This is a genomic window from Variovorax sp. NFACC27 (assembly GCF_048301545.1).
In the GTDB taxonomy this organism is placed as follows: domain Bacteria; phylum Pseudomonadota; class Gammaproteobacteria; order Burkholderiales; family Burkholderiaceae_C; genus Variovorax; species Variovorax gossypii.
Map to the genome: position 1 here is coordinate 3,865,418 of NZ_CP157613.1, position 19,444 is coordinate 3,884,861.

The window sequence follows — 19,444 nt, forward strand, 5'->3', positions numbered from 1 at the left end:
ATGGCCATGAATCTCTTCAAAAGCACCTGGATCGCCCGCGGCCTCGTCGCGCTCACGCTAGTGGCCGGCGCGGCCCATGCGGCCGACAAGTTCGACTTCGGCCCCGAGCAGCGCGGCCGCCTGCGCGCAGGCAAGGACGCCGAGGCCGTCAACGCGATTCCGCCGAACTTCAAGTTCGTGAAGGAAGGCGTGCTGACGGTCGCCATCGCTCCGTTCGCGCCGCCCATCTCGACCTATGCCTCCGACGCGAAGACGGTCGTCGGCTTCGACCCCGACTTCGCGTTGCTCATCGCCGACGCACTGGGCCTCAAGCTCGACCTGCAGCCCATCGCCTGGGCCGACTGGCCGCTGGGCCTGAGCTCGGGCAAGTACGACGCTGTGATCTCCAACGTCGGCGTGACCGAGCAGCGCAAGGAGAAGTTCGACTTCTCGACCTATCGCCTCGGCCTGCACGGCTTCTACGTGCGCACCGACAGCGCCATCAAGTCGATCCGCGAGCCGAAGGACGTGGCGGGCCTGAAGCTGACGACCGGCGCCGGCACCAACCAGGAGCGCATCCTGCTGGAGTGGAACCGGCAGAACGTTGCCGCGGGCCTGAAGCCCGTCGAGATCCAGTACTACGACGATGACGTGACGCGCACGCTGGCCGTGGTCACCAGGCGGGTCGACGCCAACTTCAACCCGAACGCGCCGCAGGCCTACGAGGCCGCGAAGAACGGGCAGATCAGGCTGGTCGGCACGGTCAACGCGGGCTGGCCGCTGAAGTCGGACGTGGCCATCGCCACGCGCAAGGGCAGCGGCCTCGCGGTGGCGCTGACCGCCGCGGCCAACAACCTGATCCGCAACGGAACCTACGCCAAGGCGCTCGCGCGCTGGAGCCTGACGGAAGAGGCATTGCCGAAGTCGGAGGTCAACCCGCCAGGCCTGCCGAAGTTCGCTCCATGAGCAGCTCCGGCATCCGTCACCTCGCGTTCCTGACACCGGGCAACTACGCCGAGGGCGATCCGCTGGCCGGCATCGAGGCCGCGCTGAAGCTCTTCGAGTTCGGCGAGAAGCTGGGCTTCGACGGGGCCTGGGTGCGCCAGCGCCACCTGGAGCGCGGCGTGTCCTCGGCCGCGACCTTCCTGGCCGCGGCGACGCAGCGCACGCGCAGCATCGAGCTGGGCGCGGCGGTGATCCAGATGGGCTACGAGAACCCGTTCCGCCTCGCCGAGGACCTGGCCACGGTCGACGTGCTTTCGCGCGGCAGGCTGCAGGTGGGCCTGAGCGCGGGCGCGCCGCTGCACGGTGCGTTGCTGGGCAACCGCTTCCACGACGCGGCGCCGAACACCGTCGACTTCACGCACAAGCGCGTGGGCCGGCTCAAGGCCAACCTCGAAGACGTGCTGCTGGGCGACGAGGAGACCTTCGTCGAGTCAGCCGGCGGACGCGTGCGACCGCGCGTGCAGCCTTATGCGCCGGGCCTGGTCGACCGGCTCTGGTATGGCGGCGGCTCGCTGCGTTCGGTCGAATGGGCCGGGCGCAACGGATTCAACCTGCTGCTGGGCAACGTGCTGTCGGGCGAGACCACCGACGACTTCCTGCAGGCGCAGCTGGGCCTGATCGAACGCTACCGGTCCAGCGAGACCGACGGGCGCAAGGGCAGGGTGGCGCTCGGCCGCGTGATCGTTCCGCTCGACAGCGCCGATACGGCCACGCGCAAGCGCTACCGCGAGTTCGCGGCCGGCCGTGTCGAGCGCACGCTGGCTCCGCAGGGCGAGCGGCGCACGCTGTTCGCGGGCGATCTCGTCGGCACCTCCGGCGAAATCCTCGACCGGCTGCACAACGACCCCGTGCTGCCGCACGTGAGCGAGCTGAGGGTGGAGCTGCCCTACAACTTCAGCAGCGAGGAATACGAGCAGATATTGACCGACCTGTCCCGCCGCATCGCGCCGGAGCTCGGTTGGCGCGCGTCTTGACCTGATCGGAGAAGGAAGTGAGAGGAAGCAGGAGCAAGGAGTTGAGTTCGAGGTGAGTCGGAGTCGGGTTGCGTGCTTCTCGCAACCCGATGGACGGCTTTTGGCGGGCCCTGGTGCCCGCTTTTTTTCAGCCCTGCGCGGCGGAGGCGCCGAGCAGGTAGTCCGTCACCTCGTCCGAGAACACGTACCGGCGCCCGCCGACGAGCAGCCAGTCAGGACTCGTGGGATCGGGCCGCGCGGCGGGCATGCCGTGGGCGACCAGCGCCTGGGCGCAGCCGAGCCAGTCGCCTTCGCCGTCCGGTGGTTCGTTGCACGAGGCCCATGAAAGGCCGCCGCAGGCGTTGTCACCGAAGCCGTGCTGTTCCTGCCAGCTTGCACCGTGCTCCAGCAGGAAGCGGACGAGCCCGGCGTCGCCGCGGAACACGGCCTTGTTGAGCGCCGATGCGTCCCAGTCGCCGCCGCGAGTTGCGATGGGCCAGCCGAGCTCGACCATCAGCTTCACGGCGTCGGCGCAGCCTTGGGCCGCGAGTTCCGGCAACTGGCGCAGCTGCGCTTCGGAAAGCGTTCCGACGATGCCCGGGTGGGCCGCCTGGATGCGGCGCGCGGTGGCTTCGTCGCCCTGCGCGCAGGCTGCGACGAAGGCTTCGTCCGCCGGAAGCGTGGCGGCACCGTCGGCTTGCTGGAGAAGGCGCGCGACTTCCGGCAGCCCGAAGCGCAGGGCCGCGGTGTAGGCGCCGGTGCCGTCGCTCGTCGTGGCGGAAGCGTCCGCGCCGGCCGCCAGTAGGGCCTCGATGTGCGCGGGAGACTTGCGCCGCCGGATCGCCCACAGCAGCAGCGAACCCCAGTCGGCGGTGGGCGAACCCATGGGCGGTTCGTTGGCATTGCCGCCGTGCGAGAGCAGCAGCCGAAGCGTTTCGACGTCGTCGAGATCGAGCACGCGATAGAGCGCGTTCGTGCCTTCGATGCGCGCACCGGCCTCGAGCAGGAGCTTCGTGCAGACCGGGTTCTCCAGCGAGTGGTACAGCGATTCGCCGTCGTTCGGGTCGGCGCCAGCATCCAGCAGTAGCCTGGTGAGCGCGGCGTCGTGGTTCGGGCCGGCGGCACCGTAGAGCGCGGAGAGCCGTTCGTTCTCGGCGGGAGCCTCGACGGATGCGGGAGGCCAGCGGTTGCCGACGGATTGGTTCGGGTCCGCGCCCGCCTCGAGCAGCAGCCTTGCGCAGGCGAGCAGGCGTTCGCGAAATGCGGGCAGCTGCATCAGCCCGGAATGGGCCACGGCCACGAGCGGCGGCAGGGCCAGCGGGCCGCCCGGCCGGTTCACCCAGGCGGGGTCATGCGCGATGGCGCGGCGCAGCGATGCTTCGTCGCCGATCGCGCAGGCGAGGCTCGGGTCGTCGCCGAGGAGGCCGGGGCTTTCCTCGAGCAGGCGAAGGGCCGCCGCGGGCCGTGCGCGATTGTTGCCGCCGGCTATGTCGCCCGCGTAGACGAGGCGCAGCCAGTAGAGGACTGCCTTCGCCGGGTCTTCGGCCTGCGACCGTCGCGCGAGAACGAAGCCCTGCAGGTCGGCCCAGGATGCGAAGCCGTATTCGCGTGCAATGCACGACTGGGCGTCGTGCAGGCGCAGTCCCATCGCGGCGATCTCCGCATCGCTCTTGCCCGCGGCGGCCGGAAGGGCCTCGCGAAAGCGCGCGGTGGCGGCGGGGTCGTTGCTTCGGTAGAGAGCAAGCAGCTCCTTGGCTTGCTTCTTCAGATGGCCCTGGTCGGGCCGGGCGGGCATGCGCTTCATGTGAACCTCCGTGCATCAGACGCCGATGACCCGCAAATCCGGCTGCACAAAAGGCGTGTGGATCGTCAAATGAAGGCAAGTGGGTTCAACCCTTCCCGCGGGCCCAGGCGCGGCTTGCAACCGCGGGCCGCATCTTAGCGCGAGGCGAAGCCCTCAGGCTCTCAAGCCCGCAGGCCGATGGGGCCTGCTTCCGCGTCGTTCATCGCTGTCGCCTGCGGCGCGCCGCCGTTCGGGCGCCAGTTCAGCAAGCCGTGCTTCATCGCCTCGCGGATCGCCTGGGTGCGCGACTTCACGCCCAGCTTGCGGTACAGGCTCTTGAGCTGCGCCTCGATGGTGTTGATGGAGCGGTGCGTGGCCTCGGCGATCTCGCGGTTGCTCCAGCCGCGCGAGATGAGCCACAGCACCTTGAGCTCGCGTGCGGACAGCAGTGCGTTGGCCTCTGCTGGCGCGAAGTGCTGCATGGCCTCGACGTCGGCATCCACCGTGGCGGGTGCTGCAGCCGTCGCCTGTGCGGGAAAGGCGATGGGCCTGAGGATCTCGTGCGCCAGCCGCGCGGCTGCCGATGCATTGCCCTGTTCGATGGAGCGCAGCAGCGACGCGAGCTCAGGCTCGCTGGCCTTCGTGAACAGATGGCACAACGCGCTCGCGACGGCAGCGGCGCTGGTTGCGCGCGCATCGGGTTCGTCGTGTTCCGCCACCAGATGGAGTTCGGGTGGCAGCGGCCTGTGCGCGGCGGGGTTTTCGAAGTAAAGAGAGGTGGGCATCTTGAAGCAAGGGTGCTTCGATGCAGGTGGCAATCGGGGAGCCGGTGCACGCACCGATCAAAGCGAAGCCAATCGTATTAATTGCGATCGCCGCGCGCAGCCTGTTTCGAGGCGCGGATGTGTTCTGCTTCACATCCGCGCGCAATCAGCTTGCTGTCAGCGCGCGGGCCCGGGCTCGGCGCGCAGCTGTTCCCTGAGGATGCGCCGTATCTCCAGGATGGCCAGCGGGTTCTCCTGCACGCTGTGCGCGGATGGAATCACCAGCTCCGACGCCGCGCCGTCCAGGTGCGCGCTGGCATAGGGCACGATGCCGTCGCTCGACAGCGCCTGCGCCACGCCGGGCGTGTCGTTGCCGATGATCGAGTGGAAGCGCACGCGCGGATTCATCGGCAGGCCCGACGACAGCCGCACGAACGGATCGCGGTCGCTCAGGTTGTCGATGCTGTTCGGAATGCGCAGCGTGCCCTGGTCCTGGCGCGTGGGCGCGATGCGGACCAGCTCGCGCGAGATGTCGCTGAGCTGCCCGAGCATCGCCACCGGCAGCGTGATGAGGTTGGCCACCCAGCGCGAGATGCGGTTGTTGGCGAAGTCGGTGCCGCGGTGCGGCGAGGCGATGAAGATCGCGTCGCTTACCTGCGGCAGCGGCTCGAAGCGCAGGTAGGGCGCGAGCTTTTCCTCCATGCGCCGCTGCTGCGCGCCCTGCATCGGGTAGCTGGCGAGCAGCGCGTCCCAGAGCTTGTCTTCCGACGACGAAACCATCAGCCGCGACAGCACGCCGCCCATGCTGTGGCCGATCAGCGTGATGTTGTTCGAGGCGGGGGCCTTGCCCGTGGGATCGAAGTGCGTCAGCGTCTGCGTGACGGCTTCGCGGATCGCGAAGTTGTTGATCGGCAGCGGCGCGTTGGTCGGGTAGTAGACCTGCCAGATCTGGTAGCGGCGGCGCAGCGTCTCGTCGCCCAGCACCTCGTTGGCCACGTTGATCCACGCCTCGGGGCTGCTCGCCAGGCCGTGCAGCATGATGACCGTGCGGCGGTTCGGGTCGTAGGGCTGCATCAGGTAGATGCGCGGCTCGGTGAGTCCGTCGCGCCCGCCGAAGAGGCTGCGCAGGGCCTGCAGCGCGAAGTCGGAGCGCGCGAGCCACAGGCCGTAGCCGGAGGTGAAGTTGGCGGCCAGCGGCACTTCCTGGCCGGCGAGCTGCACGTTGGCCGTGCGGTACGGGTCGTAGGCCGCGATGCGCAGCGTGCGCGTGCCCAGCACCTCGGCGAGGCTGGTGCCGTCGAACAGCAGCAGGGCGGTGACTGCGGGAAAGGGCATCTCGCGATAGGGCGGCCGGGGCGGGTTCCTGCCGGCCTGATCGGCGGGGCCAGAGGGAACGATCCGCGGCGCCTCGTCGTCCGTGCGCTTGTTGTCGGCCGCCACCAGCTCGGCGCCGAAGCCGTCCCGCCGGTAGGTGTTGCGCAGGCCCGAGAAGGTCAGCGAGGCGGCGGGGATCAGCTCGTCGGGCAGGGGCGCGTCGGCCGGCAGGCGCAGGCCCGAGACGTCGGTCTCGATGCGCCAATCGCCGATCTTCGGCACTTCGGGCTGCGCGGCGCTGCGCGAGCCGTTGCGCCGGATGCCGTGGTACAGGCCGGTGATGGCCTGCTGCACCGCGTAGTTGTAGTAGTCGCGCACCTGCGTCTGCCGATCTTCGAAGGCGCGGTCGCGCGGCTTGCGGGCGGTGAAGAACAGGTAGGCGTAGGCATGGCGCGCCGTCTCGAACCAGGCTTCGATGGCTGTGGCGTCGGTCGCGGTGCCGCCTTTCTCCGCCGCCAGCGCCACCTGCAGCCAGACTTCCGACAGCGCGGAGAGCCGCTGCTCGTCGCTCAGGCCCGAGGAGTCGGCCAGCGCGTTGCGGCAGGCCTGGCCGTCCTTGCGGCACAGGTCGGCGTCGGAGCCGATCACGCGCAGCACTTCTTCGGCCGAGGTGCTGAGCCGGCCGGTGGTGAGCACGTCGCCGCGGCGCTGCGCGAGGTATTCGGCCGGCGAGATCGAGCCGACCTTCACGCCCGCGCAGCCGGACAACAGCGCGGCTGCGCACAGCAGCGAGGAGAGGGAAACGAGAAGACGCGCGCGTATCACTTTGCCGCCGTGGGTGCCTGGGTTGTTGCCTCGACGCCCGGCAGGCCCTGCCGGATCGCCTTCGGGAAGTTCGTGCCGGGTGCCGCCTTGTCGGTGGCGATGGCGCGGTCGGTGATGCGGCCCGCGGCGCGCAGCGCTTCCATGCTGTAGCCGGGCGTGAGGCCGCCCACGTCGAACAGATAGTCGGGCAGGTAGCCCGAGGCGAGCAGCCGCCAGTCCATCGGCAGGCCGGGCACGATGCGCTTGGCCAGCGCGTACACGATGGTGGTGCAGTTGGCGGTGAGCGTGTTGTAGAAGCTCGGCTCGCGCACCAGCGCCGCGCCTTCGCCCAGGTAGGCGAGGAACAGCGAGCGCATCTCGGGCTGCGGCAGGCGCACGCGGTACATGTAGACGTCTTCCCCGCGCACGTTGGTGCGCACGCGCAGGATGTCGTGCTCGTCGGCCGCGATCAGGCTGGTCTCGAACTGCTTGAAGAAGCCGCCCACCGACGAGAAGCTCTCGCCGCGCTCCTTGCGGATCTCGATGGAGAAGGTGACGAACTGGCCGTCGTCGAAGCCGAAGGACACCAGCGTGTGCGCGATGGCTGGGCCGGTCCAGTACGAGAGCGACACGTCGACCGAGCGCAGGCGGTCGAGGTCGTACTGCCGCGTTTCCCAGCGCTGGGTGTAGTCGGTGTCGCTGCGCCATTCGAAGTTGCGCACGTTGTCCAGCGTGGCGATGCTGCCGTCGATATGGGCGTGCAGCTGGCGCGACACGTCGTCGGCCCATACGCGGTTCTGCGACGGCAGGACGGTGCTCCACCAGCCGAGCAGCAGCGCGAAGCCGACCACATAAGAGAGCAGGGCGCGCGCGAGGCGCCCGCGCCACAGCAGCGCGAGGGCCGCAAGGCCGAAGGCGGCCCACAGCACGCCCGCGCCGACCTTCACGGCCGCCGGCCCGGGGAACTGGTACCAGAGCGCGAGGCAGGCCCACAGGGAGCTCAGCAGTACCGCCAGCGTCAGCGCGAAGCGGCCCAGGAAACGAAGAATGGCCCGGATCATCGGTGCGGCGCTTCCAGATCTTCTCTTCTAGCCGTACACGCTCAGCGAGGCCAGGATGCGCGTGAAGTACGCATCGGCCAGGCTGGTGGCGGCCTTGGCGTCGCGCGCCTCCAGCGCATCGACGATGGCGGTGAGCTCGCGCAGCGTCTGCTCGCGCACCACAGCGCCGACGGGGCCGTTGAGGTTGGAGCGGCCGTCGTACTGCACGGCGCGGCGGTCGGCCACCACGGCATCGAACACCTGCATCAGGAAGCGGTTGCGCGTGGCGCGGAAGATCGCCTGGTGCACCCCGTAGATGCCTTCCTTGAACTGCAGCCACTGGTCTGCGTCGCGCACCACGGCGAGGTGGTGGCGCATGAGGGCGAAGTCTTCGGCGTCGGCGCGCTGGGCCGACAGCGCCATCATGGCCGGCTCGAACAGCAGCCGGCCCTCGAGGATCTCGGTGTAGGTCGGCACGTCGCGGTGGTGCGCGGCCACGGGCAGGTCGGACTCGCTCAGCAGCTGCATCAGCCCTTCGGCGAGGAAGGTGCCGCTGCCGACCTTGCGCTCCAGCAGGCCCTGTGCGCTCATCATGGCCAGCGCATGGCGCACGGTGCTGCGCGATGTCTTGAACTGCTCCGACAGGTCACGCTCGTTTGGCAGCTTGTCGCCGGGCTTGAGCACGCCGTCGCGGATCGACTGGAGGATGGCCCGGTAGACCTTGGAGGCGGTCGCCTTGTCCTGCGCGGCGATGCGGCCCGAGAGATCCGTGACCTCGATCAGCGGCTGGAGCGGCTGCGGCACGGGCTTTGCATTCATGGTTGGATAGCTCGCCAAAATGGTTGACCAATCTCAATTAACAATCTTAGAATGAATTCATTACGCAGTCACATAAGCCTGTTCTGCGTGGTCGTGGATTGGTTGACCAATCCTTCCGAATCCGTTGATTTTCGTCGAAAGGTTGACCGGGCGCCGCCCCTCGCTGCGCAACGGTGATGTGTTCTCAATGACCCTGGATTCCAACACGGCAACGGCCGCCACGGGCCCCGGCCCGGAAGAACGGCTTGCCGCGCTCGGCCTGAAGCTCCCGCCGCCGCCGGCGCCCGTCGCCAACTTCGTGCCCTGGCGCCGCAGCGGCCCCTTGCTGTATCTCTCGGGGCAGGGTCCTCTCGAAGCCGATGGCCGCCTGCACGTGGGGCGCGTCGGAGAGGAAGTGAGTGTCGAGGCTGCCTACGAGCACGCCCGCCTGACCGGCCTGAACCTGCTGGCCGTGGCCAAGTCGGCGCTGGGCGACCTGCGGCGCGTGCGCAGCGTGGTGAAGCTGCTGGCCTTCGTGAACGGCGCGCCCGGTTTCGCGCAGCACCCGAAGGTCATCAACGGCTGCTCCGACCTGTTCGTCGAGGTGTTCGGCGACGAAGTGGGGCGGGGCGCGCGCTCGGCCATCGGCGCGGGTTCGCTGCCGGGGCACCAGACCGTCGAGGTCGAGGCCATCCTGGAAGTGGACTGAGCGATGGCCTACCAGTTCCAGTTCGAGGCGCTCGCGCCCTATGCCGGGCAACTGGCCGAAGGCCTGCTGCACACGCTGGGCTATGCCGCATCGAGCATCGTGCTGGGCATGGCGATCGGCGTGGCGGGCTCGCTGGCGCTGGTCTACGGCAACAAGCCCTTGCGCGGCGTGACGCGGGTGTACGTGGAGTTCTTCCGCAACACGCCGGCATTGGTGCAGCTCTTCCTCATCTACTTCGGCCTGCCCAACCTGGGCATCCGGCTGGAGGCGCCCGTGGCCGGCGTGGTCTCGCTCGCGCTGTACTGCGGCGCATACATGGTCGAGGTGTTCCGCTCGGGGTTGATGTCGGTGCCGCGCGGTCTTTCGGAAGCCGGCGCCGCGCTCGGGCTGCGCCCGCGCCAGGTGCTGGTGCACGTGCTGTTCGTGCCCGCGCTGCGCAACGTGTTTCCGTCTCTGGCCAGCCAGATGGTGCTCACGCTCATCGGCACCAGCCTCATCTCGCAGATCGGCGTGGAAGACATCTTCCATGCCGGCAGCTTCATCGACTCGCGCACCTTCCGCAGCTTCGAGGTGTACGTGGTGATCTGCGCGATGTACTTCGTCACGGTGCAGGCGCTGCGCGTGCTGCTGGGCTTCGTGCAGCGCAGGCTGTTCGGCAAGGAGGGCCGCTGAGATGCGCGGACTTTCCATTGCAGACCTCTGGCTCATCCTCGGCGCCATCCGCTGGACGGCCGCGCTCGCCGTCACGGCCTTCGCCATCGGTGCCGTCATCGGCCTCGGCGTGTCGGTGGCGCGCACCTCGCGGCTGACCTGGCTGCGCGTGCTGGCGCGTGTCTATGTCGAACTGGTGCAGGGCACGCCGCTGCTCGGCGTGCTGTTTCTCCTGTACTTCGGCGTGCCGATGCTGCTGGGCATCGAGATCAAGGCCTTCACGGCCGCTGCCGCCGCGTTCTCGCTGTCGGCGGGCGCCTTCCTCGGCGACATCTGGCGCGGCGCGATCGAATCGGTGCCCAAGGGGCAGTGGGAGGCCGCCTCCTGCGTGGGGCTGCGTCGCTGGCACGTCATGCGGCACGTGGTGTGGCCGCAGGCCTTCCGCGTGGCGCTGGGCCCCACGGTGAGCTACCTGGTGCAGCTCATCAAGAACACCTCGCTCGCGGCGCTCGTCGGGCTGGTCGAACTCACGCGTTCGGGCCAGATCGTGGCGGGATCGACGCTGGCGCACCTGCCTGTCTTCTGCGGCGTGGCCCTGTGCTACTTCGCCATCTGCTATCCGCTGGCTCGCCTGGCACTCAATCTGGAAGGACGCATGAATGCCGCTCGTGCTCATTGATTCGGTCGAAAAGCACTTCGGCGACAACCATGTGCTGCGTGGCGTGTCCACCGAGGTCGCCAAGGGCGACATCGTGGCGCTCGTCGGGCGCAGCGGCTCGGGCAAGAGCACGCTGCTGCGCTGCGTGAACGGGCTGGAGACCATCAGCGCCGGCCGCATCGTGGTCGACGGCGTCGACGTGCAATCGCCCGACACCGATCTGGCCCTGCTGCGCCGCCGCGTGGGCATGGTGTTCCAGAGCTTCAACCTGTTTCCGCACCTGTCGGCCGCGGCCAACGTGACGCTGGCGCCCGTGCTCACGAAGAAGATCGCCAAGGACGAAGCCCGCGAGCTCGCCAGCCGCATGCTGGAGCGCGTGGGCCTCGGTCACAAGCTCGACGCCATGCCCTCGCAGCTCTCGGGCGGCCAGCAGCAGCGCGTGGCCATCGCGCGGGCGCTGGCGATGTCGCCGCAGCTCATGCTGTTCGACGAGGCCACCTCCGCGCTCGACCCCGAACTGGTCGGCGAAGTGCTGCGCGTGATGGAAGACCTCGCCCGCGACGGCATGACCATGATGGTCGTCACGCACGAGATGGCCTTCGCGCGCCGCGTGGCCTCCGAGGTGCTCTTCATGAACCAGGGGCGCATCTGGGAGCGCGGCACGCCCGAGCGGATGTTCGGCAGCCCGCAGACCCCCGAGTTCCAGCAGTTCGTCCAGTCCGTCGTCTGATTCTTCATTTTTCTCCCTTCGTCGTCCCTTCGTCTCAAGGAGCTTCCATGTTCAAACTGAAAACCCTGTTCGCCGCCGCGCTGGTCTGCGCAGCACCTCTGCTCGCGCACGCCGACAAGCTCGCCGACATCAAGGCCAAGGGCGCGATCCGCATCGCCACCACGATCGACGCCGCGCCCTGGGGCTTCACCGACTCGGCAGGCAAGGCCACCGGCCTCGACGTGGAGCTGGCCGAGAACGTGGCCAAGGCCATGGGCGTGAAGCTCGAGCTGCAGCAGGTGACCGGCGCCAACCGCATTCCGTACCTGCTGTCGAACAAGGTCGACGTGGTGATCGCCGCGCTGGGCAGCTCGCCCGAGCGCGCCAAGCAGGTCGCCTTCTCGAAGCCGTATGCGGCCGTGTACCTCGGCGTGTACGGTGGCAAGGGCACGCCGAAGTTCGCCAAGGTGGCCGACCTCGCGGGCCAGACCGTGGCGGTGCCCAAGGGCTCCACGCCCGACCTGTCGCTGAGCGAGCTCGCTCCCGGCGCCAAGCTGATTCGCCTGGAAGACACGGCTTCCACCATCTCGGCCTTCCTGTCGGGCCAGGCGCCGCTGTTCGCCGAGAACAACTTCATCGCGCAGAAGGTGGCCGACGAGAACCCGGCCAAGGGCATCGAGATGAAGTCGCTGATCCGCATCAGCCCCGCCTACATGGCCGTGCAGCCCGGCGAGACCGCGCTGCTGGCCGAGATGAACAAGATCATCGACGCCAAGTCCGCCGACGGCAGCCTCGCGGCGCTGCGCCTGAAGTGGTTCAAGGACGAGCAGAAAGAAGTGAAGTGAGCGAACCGCGTCCCTCCACCGTTTTCACGGACATCGACTGGGCGAAACCCGGCAAGCAGGTCGGCCATGCATGGCTGCCGTATTCGGGGCATGACGACGCCTGGGGCGCGGTGGCGCTGCCCCTGGCGGTCATCGGCAACGGCGACGGCCCGACGGTGCTGGTCACCGGGGCCATCCACGGCGACGAGTACGAAGGCCCGATCGTCATCAACGAGCTGATCCGCACGCTCGACGCCTCGCAGGTGAAGGGCTGCCTGATCCTGATGCCCGCGGCCAACGCCCCGGCGATGCGCGCGGCCTCGCGCGTGAGCCCGCTCGACGGCAAGAACCTGGCGCGCGTGTTCCCGGGCAACCCCTTCGGCACGCCGACGGAGCAGATCGCGGCTTTCATCCACGACGTGCTGTTCCCGAAGTGCGATGCCTACGTCGACCTTCACGCGGGCGGCAGCTCGCTCTTCATCGAGGAGAGCGCGCAGGTCGTCGTCACGCCGACGCTGGCGCCCCAAGTGCGCGAGCGTGCGGAAGACATGGCGCGCTGGTTCGGCGCGAAGTTCACCGTCATTACCGACAACATGGGCGACCCGCGCACCAGCTGCGGCGCGGCGGCGCACCTCGGGCTGGCGGCGATTGCGGCCGAGATGGGCGAGAACGGCAGCGTTTCGCCCAAGGGCGTGAAGCGCACGCGCGAATGCCTGTCGCGCGTGCTGGCGCGGCTGGGCGTGGTGCCGGGCACGCTGCCCGATGCGCCGCCGCCGAGCCGTCGCGTGCGCATCGTGCCGAACGGCGGCAACCTGCTGTCGCCGGGCGACGGCTACTTCGAGCCGCTGCACGAGCTGGGCGATACGGTGAAGGCCGGCGAACTGGCCGGCTACCTGCATCTTCTGCACGAGCCGGCACAGGTGCCGCGCGAGGTTCGGTTCGCCAAGGGCGGCACGGTGTATTCGCAGCGCACCTTCGGCGTCGTGAAGCAGGGCAACAACCTGTGCGTGCTGGTCGAGGACGAGGCATGAGCGGGCAAGACGCGATGCAACCCATTGGCCTCGACGACTACCGCGCGGCGCATGAGCGCGTGAAGCCCTACATCCGTCGTACGCCGCTGGTGGAGGCCCACCCGTGGGTGCCCGACGGCGCGGCGCAGGTGCGCTTCAAGGCCGAGTGCCAGCAGGTCACAGGCTCCTTCAAGGCGCGAGGCGCCTTCAATCGCGTGCTGAACCTGCCCGAGGAAGTGCGACGCCAGGGGCTGGCGACCGCCTCGGGAGGCAATTTCGGCGCGGCGGTGGCCTACGTAGGCAAGACGCTGGGCCTGCCGGCCAACGTGTTCGTGATGAACACCAGCACGCCGATCACCCGCGCCCGCATCGAAAGCCAAGGCGCCAAGCTCACCGTGCACGGCGACTTCTGGGACCAGAGCTGGGACGCCGCCGGCGCCAACGTGGCCGAGCACGGCGGTGCGCTGCTGCATCCGTACGCCGACCGCGACGTGGTGATCGGGCAGGGCACGACCGCGCTGGAGATCATCGACGAGTGGCCCGAGGTCGAGACGCTGGTGGTTTCCATCGGCGGCGGCGGACTGCTCGCGGGCATCGCGCAGGCGGCCAAGCTGCTCAAGCCGTCGATCCGCGTGATCGGCGTCGAGGCCACGGGTTGCCCCACGCTGTACACCTGCCGCAAGGAAGGCCGCATCGTGAAGCTGGAGAACGTGAAGACGCGCGTGCCCATCCTGGCCGCGCGCTCGACCGAACCCTTGAACTTCGAGCTGATCGAGAAGTACGTCGACGAGATCGTGCTGGTCGACGAGGAGGTCATCGAGGACTCGGCGCGCTCGGCCTGGCAGTACGTCGGCCTGGCGATCGAGCTCGGCGCGGCCACCGCGCTGGCGGCCGTGAGCCACCGCTGTTTCGAGCGGCGCGACGACGAGAAGATCGCCGTGGTGCTGTGCGGCAGCGGCAGCGACGGGATGCCGAAGGCCTGAAAAGCCCGATCAGGCTTTCTCAGAGCATGTAGGTCACGAGCTTGAAGTCCGGATCCTCCGGGAAGGACTTCACCGTGAACCCGAGCCGGCGCACCAGCTTCAGCATGTCGGGGTTGTTGGTCAGCACGAGGCCATCGATCTCGGCAAGGCCCTTGTCCCGCGCCACGTCGATGATGCTTTCCATCAGCCGCGAGCCGATGCCCTTGCCGCTGAACTCGTCGGCCACCACCAGCGAGAACTCGCAGCTGGTCTGGTCGGGGTTGGTGACGTAGCGCGACACGCCCACGATGCGCTCGCTCTCGAGCACGGTGCCCTCGGGCGACACGCTGCGCTCCATCACCACCGCCACCAGCGCCATCTCGCGGTCGTAGTCGATCAACGTGAAGCGCGAGAGCATCGACGGCGGCAGCTCGTGGAAGCGCGAGACGAAGCGGAACCAGCGGCTCTCGGGCGACAGGCCTTGCACCAGCGCCTGCAGCATCTGCGCGTCGTTGGGATGCACCGGCCGCACGATGTAGGTGCCGCCACCGGGCAGCGGCCATTCGCGACGGTAGCGCGCGGGGTACGGCATGATGGCCAGGTGCTGGTAGCCGTTGACTGCGTTGCCCACGTGGGCCGCCACCGCCTGCGTGCTGCTGCCCACCACGATGCGCGCATCGACCGAGATGGCGCCGTTCTCGTCCACGATGATGGGGTTGATGTCCATCTCGCGCAGCTCGGGCAGCTCGCACACCATTTCCGACACGCGCAGCAGCAGGTCTTCCAGCGCCTCCATGTCCACGGCGTTCGCGCCGCGCCATTCGCCGAGCGTCTCGGCCACGCGCGAACGCTCGATGAGCCGGTGGGCCAGGAACTGGTTGAGCGGCGGCAGCTCCATGGCGCGGTCGTTCATCAGCTCGATCATGGTGCCGCCCGCGCCGAACACGATGACGGGCCCGAAGGGCTCGTCGGTGACCATGCCCACGTAGATCTCGCGGCCGCGCCGCGCGCGCACCATCTTCTGCACCGTCACGCCGTTGATGCGCGCCTCGGGCGCGAGGCGGGCGACGCGCTCCATCATCTCGACGTAGGTGTCGCGCGCGGCGGTGCCGTTGAGCACGTTGAGCGCCACGCCTTCCACGTCCGACTTGTGCGGGATGTCGGGCGAGTCGATCTTCAGCGCCACCGGAAAGCCCAGCTGCGTCGCGATCATCATCGCCTCGCTGGCGCTGCGCGCGAGCAGCGTGCGCGTGATCGGGATGTGGAAGGACGACAGCAGCGACTTCGATTCCATCTCCGTCAGCACATGGCGCCGCTCGGCCAGCACGCTCTCGATGAGCAGCCGCGCGCCCTCGATGTCGGGCTTGGCCAGCGCCGACAGCGGCGGCGGCGTCTGCTGCAGCAGCTGCTGGTTCTGGTAGAAGGCCGCGATGTTGCCGAAGGCGCCCACCGCGGCCTCGGGCGTGCGGAAGCTCGGAATGGTCGCGTCGGCCAGCACCGTGCGCGCCTTGCCTACCGACGAATCGCCCATCCAGCAGGCCAGCAGCGGCTTGTTCATCGGCCTCGGAATGTCCGCGAGCGCCTTGGCCGTGGCTGCGGCATCGGCGCCCGCCTTGGGCGAGAAGATGGCGAGCACGCCGTCGACCTGGCTGTCGGCCGAGGCGGCGTCGATGGCGGCGCGGTAGTGCGCCGGCTGCGCCTCTTCCGACAGGTCGACCAGGTCGGCCAGCGAAGCGAGCGGGGGCAGGGCGGGCTGCAGCACCTTCTGCGCGGGCGCCGAGAGCTTGCCCAGGTGCAGCCCTATCTCGTTGATCCAGTCCGCCGCCAGCACGCCGGGCCCGCCGCCGTTGGTGACCACGGCCAGCCGCTTGCCCACGGGGCGGTAGCGCGAGGCCAGGCACTTGGCGGCGGAGAACAGCTCGACGAAGGAACGCACGCGAACCGCGCCCGCGCGGCGCAGCGCGGCGTCGAACACGTCGTCGCTGCCCACGATGGCCGCGCTGTGCGTCTGAGCCGCCTCGTTGCCCGCCGGCTTGCGCCCGGCCTTGAGCACCACCACCGGCTTGGCATGCGAGGCCGAGCGCAGCGCGCTCATGAAGCGGCGCGCGTCGGCGATGCCCTCGAGGTACACGATGATGCTGTGCGTGGCCTGGTCGTTGGCCAGGAAGTCGAGCACCTGTGGAATGTCAACCGAGGTGTGCGGGCCCAGCGACACCACGCTGGAAAAGCCCACGCCGTTCTGGCGCGCCCAGTCGAGCATCGAGGCCGTGAGCGCGCCGGACTGCGCCACCAGCGCGAGCGGCCCGCTCCGGGCCAGCGGGCCGGCCACGCTGGCGTTCAGATGCAGCAGCGGGCGCTGGAAGCCCAGCGAATTCGGCCCCAGCAGGTGAACGCCCTCGCGGCGCGCGATCTTGCGCCACTGCGCCGCCTCGTCGGCCCCGATACCACTTGAAAGAACCACCGCCGCCTTGCAACCGATGCGTCCGGCGATTTCAAGCGCGGCAGCCACGTCGCGCGGCGCCAGCGCGATCAGTGCGAGGTCGGCATGGGTCTGCGCCAGTTCCTCGAGCGTGCCCTTGGTGCGCACGTCCAGGAAGCGCAGGGTGCCGTCGAAGCGGTCGGCGCGGAAGGCCTCGCGCAGCGTGCGGCCGGCCGGCGTCTGCCCGCCCGGGTCGTCGGCATTGCCTACGAATGCCACGATGGAGGCGGGCGCGAAGAGCGGGGTCAGGAAATGCTTGTCCATGACCCCCGAGTCTGCACCGTTCCGCGCCTTTCGGCGACGGCAAGACGTAGTGTCGAGGGAGTGTTGACCTAAGTCATGACGTGGTCAGCGCGCGTGGCTATATTCAAGCTTCCATGCAAAAACGTATCGGCGTGATATTCGTCTCGCGACGAAATTCATTGCGCAGCATCCTGGCCGAAGCGTGCCTCGCGCACCTGGACCCGAAGCGGTTCTCGGCGTCTTCCTGCGGCCAGCCTGGGCAGGTCGCCCGCGAATTCCATCCCGCCGCCGTGGCCGCGCTGAAGAGCGCGAGCATTCCCGTTCCCAACCGTTTGCCGCGCAGCTGGGACGAACTGGCGCGGTCGAATGCCCCGGTGGCCGATTTCGTCATCACGCTGGATACCGCCACCGAACTGCGCCAGCCGCGCTGGCCCGGCCAGCCTGATGCGGCGCTGTGGGAATACCCCGACGTGGCCGGCGGCGCCGATCCCGACAAGGTCACGCACGACGCGGTTCAGACGCTGTTCTCGCTGCGCCGCAGGCTCGAGCTGCTGGTGAGCCTGCCGATGCAGGGCGCGGACCGGTCGGCCGTGCGGTCCGATGTGCGCGACCTGGGGTATCTGCGCTAGCGACTGGCGACGGCTTTTCCCAAGAGAGCGCGGCGGGATCGACAGGCGCCGAGCGTTCCGTCCATTCGCTGCCTTTTGGTATCGCCGATGCGCGCTTCGAGCGTCCGCTCGGGATTCTTTCGAACGACGGCATATCGCGGATTTCCCGCAAATGCTGACACGCGCGCGTTCGCGGCACCAAGCCAGGCCGAATATCATCTGAACCACTGCGCGCAGCGGCGCAGGAACTTTTGAGTTCACCCGTTCCGGGGATGTGCAGTTCGGACGAGTCGCAGAAAACTACGAACTGTCAGCCAATCGAAGAATTCGATGTGCGCCGCGAATCGGGGCGTCAGAAGAATCGGACTCGGGACTTCTTCGGTCTTTGATACCCACAGGTCGCATCGATACCCGACGACATCGGTGGGCAGTCCAAAGAGGGGAAATGAAGCAGCAACCCAGGTGAAGGCTGGAGATTTGTCACTTCCTCGAACTGGAAACACATGCCTCGAACTGTCGTCATCGGCTGTGGGATTTCCGCTGCCGCGTACCTGATGTCGGCCAGCCGCACTCTGGGCACCGTGATCGGTGTCGGCGGGCCGGATCTATGGAAACAGATCGCCCCTACGCACAAGATGGGGCAGCCTGCTCCGCTGCTGACGGGCAACCTGCTGAGCGGGCCGCGGGGCTTCAATGCGCCACCGCAGCCGGGCGCGACGCCCTTCATGCTGGCGGGCAATTTTGCAGACTTGGTGGAATATCACTTCAGAAGCAACACCCACTTCCAGTTTCCGGGCTCGCTGGTGGACAGCATCAGGCGCCTGCCGAACGGGCAGTATGAAGTTTGCGGGAAGGTGTGGAGCGCGAAGCTGACCATTTTCTGCGACAACGTGATCATTGCTGTCGGACCCGGCCCTGCGCGTCCGCTGATGGTCGGTGAAAACGGTGACATCGGCGTGGACGTGCGGAATCTCGACGGGTATGTCGTCGGCGGCACGGAATTCATGTCGCCCCACTGGAAGATGCCACGGGACGAGGACACGCGCGGCAAGACAATCGCCGTGTATGGAGGCTCCGCTACCGCGGCATGGGTCGTCGAGCTGGCGAAGATGCGCGGGATGAATGTGGTGCGCTGGTTCACTCGCCCCGGCAACGGCGGGGACGCCTGGAACGTCGACGTCCGCTTCGAGGCGGCTTTCCCGGCGGGTTCGAGGAACACCGAGGTCAGGGAGAGCACCCGCGACCAGCGCGCGGTACTGAAGCTGACGAACATCAAGATCATTCGGCCGCATGTCGGCTCGCCGTTCCTGGGGCTCGAGTTCGTCGATCAGATGGAGCAGGTCATCAGGCTCCCGGTGGATCTGCTGGTCTACGCGCTCGGGGCCGCACACACCAGGGACACCGGCATTCGTGCAATGCTGGACCGCGATACGCAGGCGCAGCTGGTGGCCTACTACGACCGCAACCTCGCCATCAGCTCCCGGCCTTCATTGCTGGCTGTGGGCACCGGCGATGGTTCATTGATGATCGTTGGTTCGGCCATGTGCAGCACGGCCGGTTTCGGCACCGACATGAAGCTCCAGGGCGATCCCGAAAGGACGCTCGCCACGCTGGCCCGCTACACGGACATCAGCAATACGCTGCCGCCGGCCGCACGGCCGCCCGAAGGCATCGGCATGATCATGGCCGGCATCGAAGCCTTGAACGACTTCATGCCCGTGCGATCCACTGGAGGCGCTATCGCCGTCTACAGAAGGCCGCACGGGCAGGGCCTGGCTTTTCATGACCTCGCGTTCGTATGGACCATCAACTTCAACACCAGCAACCGGACCCAGCTCGCGGCATTTCTCGCCAGCGTTACCGACTTGCCGCAGTTCGCGGCCAACGTCGCCGTGGCGCTGATCGTCAAGCTGCGCACCCGCGCCGGCAACGTGCTGGGCCTGAGCAGGGCCCAGGTACAGCTGATTGTCTGGACGTCCCTGTGCTACGCGCATGCGTTGGCAGCGCTGAACCATGACCTGGAAGCCAAGCGCCTGTGGTCGGACAAGAACCACGGTGCCGACCGGTTCGTCGACATGTGCGTGGACTACATGACCACCGAAGGCACGCACGTCGCCTACTGGGCACGCCACAGCATCAATTGCTGAGGCG

The 19,444-nt window shown here is 68.2% G+C and carries 17 protein-coding genes; 11 read left to right on the top strand and 6 right to left on the bottom strand.

Translation table 11 applies throughout. From position 1 onward, the window contains the following. The first annotated feature begins 6 nt into the window (after positions 1–6). Positions 7–945 (top strand): ABC transporter substrate-binding protein, encoded by a 939-nt coding sequence (locus ABL840_RS18155; RefSeq protein ID WP_418116320.1) that lies wholly within the window; start codon positions 7–9, stop codon positions 943–945. Then, positions 942–1,958, top strand: a complete 1,017-nt coding sequence (locus ABL840_RS18160) for an LLM class flavin-dependent oxidoreductase (protein WP_093303209.1) — start codon at positions 942–944, stop codon at positions 1,956–1,958. Before ABL840_RS18155 ends, ABL840_RS18160 begins: the two co-directional genes overlap by 4 nt. Before the next feature lie 127 nt (positions 1,959–2,085). Here the strand turns inward: ABL840_RS18160 and ABL840_RS18165 are convergent, their stop codons facing one another. The 5 genes from ABL840_RS18165 to ABL840_RS18185 form a co-directional block, all read right to left on the bottom strand. Then, positions 2,086–3,741 carry an ankyrin repeat domain-containing protein gene (locus tag ABL840_RS18165; protein ID WP_093303212.1) on the bottom strand — a complete coding sequence of 552 codons (1,656 nt, stop codon included), beginning with the start codon at positions 3,739–3,741 and terminating at the stop codon, positions 2,086–2,088. A gap of 161 nt (positions 3,742–3,902) precedes the next feature. Beyond that, positions 3,903–4,505, bottom strand: coding sequence for a response regulator transcription factor (locus tag ABL840_RS18170; RefSeq protein ID WP_093303213.1), 603 nt, complete (start codon positions 4,503–4,505; stop codon positions 3,903–3,905). A gap of 156 nt (positions 4,506–4,661) precedes the next feature. Continuing rightward, positions 4,662–6,623 carry an esterase/lipase family protein gene (locus ABL840_RS18175; RefSeq protein ID WP_418116321.1) on the bottom strand — a complete coding sequence of 654 codons (1,962 nt, stop codon included), beginning with the start codon at positions 6,621–6,623 and terminating at the stop codon, positions 4,662–4,664. Continuing rightward, on the bottom strand, positions 6,620–7,663 hold the full coding sequence (locus tag ABL840_RS18180; protein ID WP_093303216.1) for a DUF4105 domain-containing protein: 1,044 nt from the start codon (positions 7,661–7,663) through the stop codon (positions 6,620–6,622). The genes ABL840_RS18175 and ABL840_RS18180 overlap by 4 nt, the downstream gene beginning before the upstream one ends. 27 nt (positions 7,664–7,690) lie before the next feature. Next, positions 7,691–8,461 carry a FadR/GntR family transcriptional regulator gene (locus ABL840_RS18185; RefSeq protein WP_240652014.1) on the bottom strand — a complete coding sequence of 257 codons (771 nt, stop codon included), beginning with the start codon at positions 8,459–8,461 and terminating at the stop codon, positions 7,691–7,693. A gap of 187 nt (positions 8,462–8,648) precedes the next feature. Here ABL840_RS18185 and ABL840_RS18190 point away from each other — a divergent pair, with 187 nt between their 5' ends. The 7 genes from ABL840_RS18190 to ABL840_RS18220 are packed head-to-tail and all read left to right on the top strand — an operon-like array spanning position 8,649 to position 13,984. Next, complete coding sequence (locus tag ABL840_RS18190) at positions 8,649–9,149, top strand: RidA family protein (protein WP_093303218.1); 501 nt, start codon at positions 8,649–8,651, stop codon at positions 9,147–9,149. A 3-nt stretch (positions 9,150–9,152) separates the two neighbouring features. Further along, positions 9,153–9,821: an amino acid ABC transporter permease gene (locus ABL840_RS18195; protein ID WP_093303221.1), complete on the top strand. Its 669-nt coding sequence runs from the start codon at positions 9,153–9,155 to the stop codon at positions 9,819–9,821. A gap of 1 nt (position 9,822) precedes the next feature. Next, positions 9,823–10,479, top strand: coding sequence for an amino acid ABC transporter permease (locus ABL840_RS18200; RefSeq protein WP_093303224.1), 657 nt, complete (start codon positions 9,823–9,825; stop codon positions 10,477–10,479). Continuing rightward, complete coding sequence (locus ABL840_RS18205; protein ID WP_093195223.1) at positions 10,460–11,188, top strand: amino acid ABC transporter ATP-binding protein; 729 nt, start codon at positions 10,460–10,462, stop codon at positions 11,186–11,188. Before ABL840_RS18200 ends, ABL840_RS18205 begins: the two co-directional genes overlap by 20 nt. A 47-nt stretch (positions 11,189–11,235) precedes the next feature. Beyond that, entirely contained in the window at positions 11,236–12,012 is a 777-nt protein-coding gene (locus tag ABL840_RS18210) for a transporter substrate-binding domain-containing protein (RefSeq protein ID WP_093303226.1), read from the top strand. Then, complete coding sequence (locus ABL840_RS18215) at positions 12,009–13,022, top strand: succinylglutamate desuccinylase/aspartoacylase family protein (RefSeq protein WP_093303228.1); 1,014 nt, start codon at positions 12,009–12,011, stop codon at positions 13,020–13,022. The genes ABL840_RS18210 and ABL840_RS18215 overlap by 4 nt, the downstream gene beginning before the upstream one ends. Then, positions 13,019–13,984 carry a threonine ammonia-lyase gene (locus tag ABL840_RS18220; RefSeq protein ID WP_093303230.1) on the top strand — a complete coding sequence of 322 codons (966 nt, stop codon included), beginning with the start codon at positions 13,019–13,021 and terminating at the stop codon, positions 13,982–13,984. The genes ABL840_RS18215 and ABL840_RS18220 overlap by 4 nt, the downstream gene beginning before the upstream one ends. A 19-nt stretch (positions 13,985–14,003) precedes the next feature. On the opposite strand, the gene ABL840_RS18225 is transcribed toward ABL840_RS18220, so the two are convergent. Beyond that, positions 14,004–16,706, bottom strand: coding sequence for a bifunctional acetate--CoA ligase family protein/GNAT family N-acetyltransferase (locus ABL840_RS18225; protein WP_093303232.1), 2,703 nt, complete (start codon positions 16,704–16,706; stop codon positions 14,004–14,006). A gap of 113 nt (positions 16,707–16,819) precedes the next feature. On the opposite strand from ABL840_RS18225, the gene ABL840_RS18230 reads away from it, so the two are divergent. Then, positions 16,820–17,314 carry a low molecular weight phosphatase family protein gene (locus ABL840_RS18230; RefSeq protein WP_093303235.1) on the top strand — a complete coding sequence of 165 codons (495 nt, stop codon included), beginning with the start codon at positions 16,820–16,822 and terminating at the stop codon, positions 17,312–17,314. A gap of 482 nt (positions 17,315–17,796) precedes the next feature. Beyond that, positions 17,797–19,440, top strand: coding sequence for a hypothetical protein (locus ABL840_RS18235; RefSeq protein ID WP_093303237.1), 1,644 nt, complete (start codon positions 17,797–17,799; stop codon positions 19,438–19,440). Positions 19,441–19,444: the final 4 nt, after the last annotated feature.